The 6718-nt window shown below is 63.5% G+C and carries 2 protein-coding genes; both read right to left on the minus strand.

Translation table 11 applies throughout. From position 1 onward, the window contains the following. Positions 1-6050 (minus strand): amino acid adenylation domain-containing protein (locus M2401_RS34230; RefSeq protein ID WP_409034033.1); only part of this gene is annotated, 6050 nt, incomplete at its 3' end. Next, the coding region (locus M2401_RS34235) for a phosphopantetheine-binding protein (protein WP_259111490.1) at positions 6047-6718 on the minus strand (672 nt) is incomplete at its 5' end. The genes M2401_RS34235 and M2401_RS34230, both read right to left, overlap by 4 nt.

The raw sequence follows: 6718 nt of genomic DNA on the forward strand, positions 1-6718 counted from the left end.
AAGGCCGTGGCCTGCGGCGTTTTCGCTGCCTGGGCTTCGATCAGGGCATGAATGCACTGCCGGCTCGGGTAAGGCGCAGCAGTACGGTTCCAGTCCATGAGCATGGCCCTGGCCTGCACCTCGTTCAGCAGGGGCAATTCCCCCAGGCGCTGCGTGGCAGACCGGGTCATGCCCGCCAGCAATTGCGCGAAGCAGTCAGCGATCCGGGCGATGCGCGCCGCATCAAAGTAGCGTTGATCGAAGGCATAGCTGATTGCCAATGTCTCGCCCAGCCCCATCACCAGGGTCAAAGGATAGTTAGTCTGCTCCGAACTCTGTACCTGACTGAACGCCAACCCGCCCGGTGTCCCTTGGGCCAGGGCCTCGGCCACCGGATAGTTTTCGAATACCAGCAAGGTGTCGAACAACGCCTCGCCAGTGTGTCCGGCCCAGCGCTGGATCTCGAACAGCGGGCTGTGCTCGTGCTCGCGCAGGCTCAGGTTGAGATCCTGCACCGAACGCACCCAGTCACCGACCGACAACTGCGGCCGGGGCTCGGCCACTACCGGCAGGGTATTGATGAACAGGCCAAGTTGCTCTTCGATTCCCGGTAGCGCCATGGGCCGCCCCGCCACTGTCGCACCAAAGGCGACACAGGCGTCGCCGGTCAATGCCTGCAACAACAGCAGCCAGGCCGACTGCACCAGAGTGTTGACCGTCACCCGTTCCTGACGGGCGAACTGCTCAAGGGTTGCGGTCTGCTGCCGGTCGAACAACTGGTGATGCTCGCCGTAGGCGCCTGCCTGGACGGCCGCGTTGAGGACCGCCAGTCGCGTTGGTTGCTCCAGCGGCGCCAATTGCGCCGTCCAGAACGCCTGGTCGGCCTGGCCATCCTGCTGCCCCAGCCACTCGATGTAATCACGATAGCGGGCGACGGGCGCGCCGACGGCCTGGCCTGCGTAGCGCTGCAATACCTCAGCCTGCAGGCGCGTGCTGCTCCAGCCATCCATCAATAAATGATGGCTGGTGTAGATCATCTGCCAGGTATCGACCCCGGTGCGAATCAGGGTCAGGCGCATCAGCGGCCCCCCGGCCAGATCGAAACCCTGTTGCCGGTCTGCTTCGGCCCATTGCTCCAGCGTCAATCGCGACCCGGCAGGTTCGCGCCAATCCAGCACAAACAGCGGCACCGTCAGGTGTTTGCGAATGATCTGCAGCGCATGGGGCTCAAGAGCTACCACACTGGAACGCAGCACATCATGGGCATCGACCACGGCCTGCCAGGCATCGCGCAAGCGCTCCACGTCCAGGCCACTGACCGTCATGCGCAGTTGATTGACGTAGGCGTGACGATCCTGCCCCAGCAGGGTATGGAACAGCATGCCGTGCTGCATGGGCGACAGCGGGTAAACATCCTCGATGGCCGCAGCCGGGACCGGTAATTGATCCAGCTGCGCCTGGCTAAGACCGGCAAGCGGCACGTCGGACGGCGTAATGGCGATATTACTGCCACCGGCACACTGTTCGATCACTTCCAGGAGGGCCTGCCGGTAATGCTGCGCCAGGGCCTGGACCTCGCTCGGCGCAAATACCTGCGAGCTGAAACTCCAGATCAGGCTCAATTCGCCGCCATAGACCTGGCCGTCGATGCTGACCACTTGCGCCGCTGCCGTTTGCGGGCAACGTGCCGTGCCGGTGCCTTGCGCGGCCGGGGTAAACAGGCTGCCATCCTGCTCATCAAAACTGCCGTCGAACTGGCCCAGATAGTTGAATACCAGGCGCGGTTGCGGCCGGGCGCGCAGCCCGGCACAGATATGTTCAGCAGCCAGATAGCGCAGCACCCCATAGCCAGCACCGCGCCGAGGCACGCCACGCAGTTGTTCCTTGGTGCCCTTGATCGTCTCGGCGAGGCTGTCGCCCGCACTCAGGCGCACCGGGAACAGGCTGGTGAACCAGCCCAGGGTCCGGCTCAGGTCGACACCCTCGAACACGTCTTCGCGGCCATGCCCTTCGAGCATTACCGATACAGACGCCTCGCCGCTCCAGCGTTGTACCGCCAGGGCCAGGGCAGCCAGGAGCAAATCATTGACCTGGGTGCGGTAGGCGATCGGTGCCAGCTTGAGCAGGCGCTGCGTCTGTGTGGCGTCGAGCCGGGTAGTAATCTGCCCCGGTATGGTTCCCTGGGTAGCATCCGATGCTGTGGCCAGCAGGCCCGCCAGACCATCGTCCAGTGCATTCAGCCAATAATCCTGCTCGGCCAGCAGTTGCGGGTCTGCAGCAAACGCCTGCAAGCGTTCGGCCCAGTGCTTGAACGCCGTGGTCTTGCCCGGCAACTGCACAGGTTGGCCCGCTCGGCGTTGCTGATAGGCGTTTTGCAGGTCTTCCAGCAAGACCCGCCACGAAACGCCGTCCACGACCAGGTGATGAACGATCAACAACAGGCGCTGCGTACCCCGGGCATCTTCGAACAGCACTGCGCGCATCAGTTGTGCGCCCTCCAGATTCAGGCTGCGTTGGGCCTCATCCGCATGCGCTTCCAGTTCTTCGAAGCTGTCCAGCTTGCGTCGCCACAACAGACCGGAGGCCGCTGTCGGCACGAACTCGGCGAGCCACTGCCCGGCGTCGAGCCTGAAGCTCAGGCGCAGGGCATCGTGCTGGGCGACCACCGCCTCCAGGGCATCGGCCAGGGCCTGCTCGTCCAGGGTCTCGCGGGGCGTCAGCAGAATCGACTGGTTCCAGTGCTGTCGCGCAACCACCGGGCTGTCGAAGAAACGCGCCTGGGCCGGCACCAGCGGCACCCGGCCCTGATGATCCGCGTCGCCAGCCGGATTGCCCGGTGCAACCTTGGCCTGGATCGGCTTGGCGACCTGGGCCAGGCGTGCCACGGTCTGGCGCTCGAACAGTTGCTTGGGCGTGATCTTCACCCCCTGGCGCTTGGCCCGGGCAATGATCTGCAGACTCAGGATCGAGTCGCCTCCCAGTTCGAAGAAGTTGTCATGGGCGCCAACCCGCTCCAGCTTGAGCACGTCGGCCCAGACCCTGGCCAGGGTCTGCTCGATCTCACCGCTGGGCGCGACGTATTCGCCCTGGGCAGCATCGGGCATTGGCAAGGCACGCTTGTCGAGCTTGCCATTGGCGGTCAGCGGCAGGCGCTCCAGCAGCAAGATCTGCGAAGGGACCATGGCCTCCGGCAAACTCGCCTGTAGCCCGGCCTTGAGCGTCTCGGCGCTACGACCGGAATCTGCGACGCACCAGGCCAGCAGTTGCAGGCGTTCGGCATCGTTGTCCATAGGTAATGCCTGAACCACCGCTTCCTGCACGCCGTCGAGTCCGCGCAGGGCCTGGGCCACTTCGCCCAACTCCACGCGATAACCGCGAATCTTGACCTGATCATCGGTGCGGCCAAGGAACACCACTCGCTGCCGATCAAGCCGGACGCGATCACCGCTGCGATACCAGCGGCCACCGTCAGGCGCTGGAATAAAGCGCTCGGCAGTCAGGCCCGGCTGGCCCAGATAGCCTTGGGCGACGCCGGGGCCACCCAGGTAAAGCTCACCTGCCACGCGCTCGGCGACCGGGACCAGCCAGGCATCCAGCACGGCAACCCGGGCATTGGCCAGGGGCGTACCCAGGGGCACGCTGTCATAGCCTTTATCAACGTTCTCCAGCGGATGAGCCAGCACGCCGACCGTGGTTTCGGTCGGGCCGTAATGGTTGAGCACCCGGCAAGCGGGTTTCAAGCGACGGATCTGCTCGACCAACGCCCAATCGCAGCGCTCCCCCCCCAGAATCAGCAACTGAGCGGGTAATACCTCAGCCGGACGGGCGGCTTGCAGCAGGCCTTGCAAATGGCTGGGCACCAGTTTCAATACCGCCACTTGATGCTCGTTCATATAGGCGGCAAAGCGGTCAGGATCGAATGCGTACTCCTGGGGAAGCAGATGCAGCGTAACGCCGCTGGCCAGGGCGCCGAACAACTGGGTATGACCCAGATCCGCCGCCGGGGTCGAGACCAGTGCCATGCTGCCACCCGGCGCGCTGGCCAGGTGTTGCTGTATGCCCTGCACGTAGTCCGCCAAGGCGCCGTGGCTGATCACCACACCCTTGGGCTGGCCGGTGGAGCCGGAGGTGTAGATCACGTAGGCAGGCTGATCAGGCACAATCGATAAAGGCGGCGCGTCAGACGCGCAGTGCAGCCAGCGCCCGGAGTCATAAGCCAGGGCATTGGCAAACAGGCTTGCAGCGGACGCGGCACCGCATATCACCCGTTGCGCGACACTGTCATGGGCCAGTTGACTCAGACGCTGGGACGGCTGTGTCGGATCCAGGGGCAGGCAGGTTGCGCCGGCCTTGAGTATCGCCAGCCAGCTCACCACCCATTCGATGCAGCGCTCCATGCACAAGCCCACGACCGCGCCGGGCAGCACGCCCTGCTCGCCCAGATAATGGGCCAGACGATTGGATTCAGCCTCCAGGTCCGCGTAGCTCAATTGTTTGTCAGCACAACGCAGCGCTACGCCACCCGCCCCCATGACCAGACCGTTGCGCCAGAGCGCAAGCATATCGCTGCAAGGGAAGTGCTGAAGGTTGACCGGAGCCTCGGCAGCCGCGATCACCGGCCGGGTCAGCAACGGCCGTTCGTGCGCATCGATCATGGCTCGCAATACGCCCTTGAAGGCGTCGGCCAGGCGCTGCACCGTCGACGCCTCGAACAGATCCAGGGCGTAGGTGAAATAGCCATGGATGCCCGTCGCGGTTTCACTGAAATCCAGCGCCAGATCGAAGCGCGCCTCATCGGCGCCCACCGCAACGCCACTGACCTCAAGGCCTTGCAGACGTTGTGACACGCCTTGGGTGGCGGTGTCCCCGGCCAGGTTCTGGTTCAATTTGACCTGGAACAGCGGGTTATGACTCAGGGTTCTCTCGGGGGCCAGGGCCTCGACCAGTTGTTCGAACGGCAGATCCTGATGGGACTGGGCACCACTGATTAGCTGCCGAACCTGTTCCAGCAATTGAGTGAAGCTCTGTCGCTCGTCGATATTCAGGCGCAGCACTTGGGTGTTGATGAAAAAGCCTGCCAGGCCTTCCAGTTCCTTGCGGTTGCGTCCGGCGTTGGGCGTACCGATGCGGATGTCGTCCTGGCCGCTGAAGCGCGACAAGGTCACCCCCAGGGCGGCCAGCATCAGCATGAACAGGGTGTAGCCACCCTGGCGGGTCAGTTGCTTGAGGGCATCAGCTAACGCCGTATCGAGATCGGCCTCGACTCGCCCGCCACGAAAACTTGGCTGCGCCGGGCGTGGATGGTCCGTGGGCAAGGCTATCAACGGTTGTTCACTGCCCAACTGCTCTTTCCAGTAGGTCAGTTGCCGCGCGCCCTCACCCGCTTCCAGCCAGGCCCGCTGCCACAACGCGTAATCGGCGTATTGGATCGGCAGTGCGGCGAACCCTGTCGGGCGCCCCTGCAACGCTGCGCCATACGCCTGGGCGAACTCATTGATCAGCAGCTGTGCCGACCAGCCATCAGAGATGATGTGGTGCTGACACAGCGTCAATACATGCTCATCGGCACGAATCCGCCACAAGCCAATGCGCAGCAACGGCCCGCTGAGCAAATCGAAAGGCCGGGAGAACTCATCGTCGATACGCGCCTGCAAATCCGCTTCGTCGTCCTGCAGGTCGATGACCTGCAGCGGCAGTTCCAGAGTTTCACTGATCACCTGATAAAACACGCCCTCTTCGGAGATGAAGTGCGTGCGCAGAGTTTCGTGGCGGGCGATAAGCTCGCCAAAGGCCTGGCGCAGTGCAGCTTCGTTCAGCTCACCGCGCAGGCGTACGGCCGTAGGCACGTTGTAGGCGGCGCTCTGTGGTTCCAGTTGCCAGAGGAACAGCAGACGCTGTTGGGCATAGGACAACCTTACCGGAACGCTGCCCTCCCGCGCGGCCACAATCGGCAGCAGACGGAAGCTTTGTCCCGAGGACTGGAGTTTTTCCAGGATCTGCTGGCGTTGATCAAGGGGCAGTGTGACGAAGCGTCTGGCAATCCGTTCTGCGGTGGTCGTATCCATGTTCATACCTCTGCCCATTCGTTCATCATTTGTTCAATTTCCGCGAGGCCCGTTTCGCTCAGGCCGGTGGCTTGTGTCTGGATGGCCTGGACGAAATCGTTCAGGCAGGGATATTCAAAGAGCAGGCGCAACGGCACATCCAGCCCCAGTTCCGAGCGGATCGTCGACATCATTCGCGCCGCCAGTAATGAGTGCCCACCCAGTTCAAAGAAGTTGTCATTGAGGCTGATGCGTTCGCGCAGCAGGGTCTGCGCCCAGACCCTGGCTACATCGATTTCCAGGGCACCTTCAGGCGCGAGATAATCACGACTGCCAGTGGTGGCGTCAGGCGCAGGCAGTGCCTTGCGATCCAGCTTGCCATTGGGGCTCAGGGGCATGGCCGCGAGCAGGATCCAGTGGTTTGGCACCATGTAGTCCGGCAGCCCGGCCTTCAGATGCACCTTGAGGCCTTCCCGTGGGTCGGCACCCTCTTCGCTCGGCACCAGATACCCCACCAGTTGCTTGCCCAACGGGCCATCGATATCGATCACCACCGCTTCACGTACCGCCGGATATTCCTGGGCCCGGGCGTCGATCTCCCCCAGCTCGATGCGCAGGCCGCGAATCTTCACCTGATGATCCAGGCGCCCGGCGTATTCGATGGCGCCATCGGCGCGGTAGCGGGCCAGGTCGCC

The sequence above is a fragment of the Pseudomonas sp. JUb42 genome (assembly GCF_024807945.1).
GTDB lineage: Bacteria > Pseudomonadota > Gammaproteobacteria > Pseudomonadales > Pseudomonadaceae > Aquipseudomonas.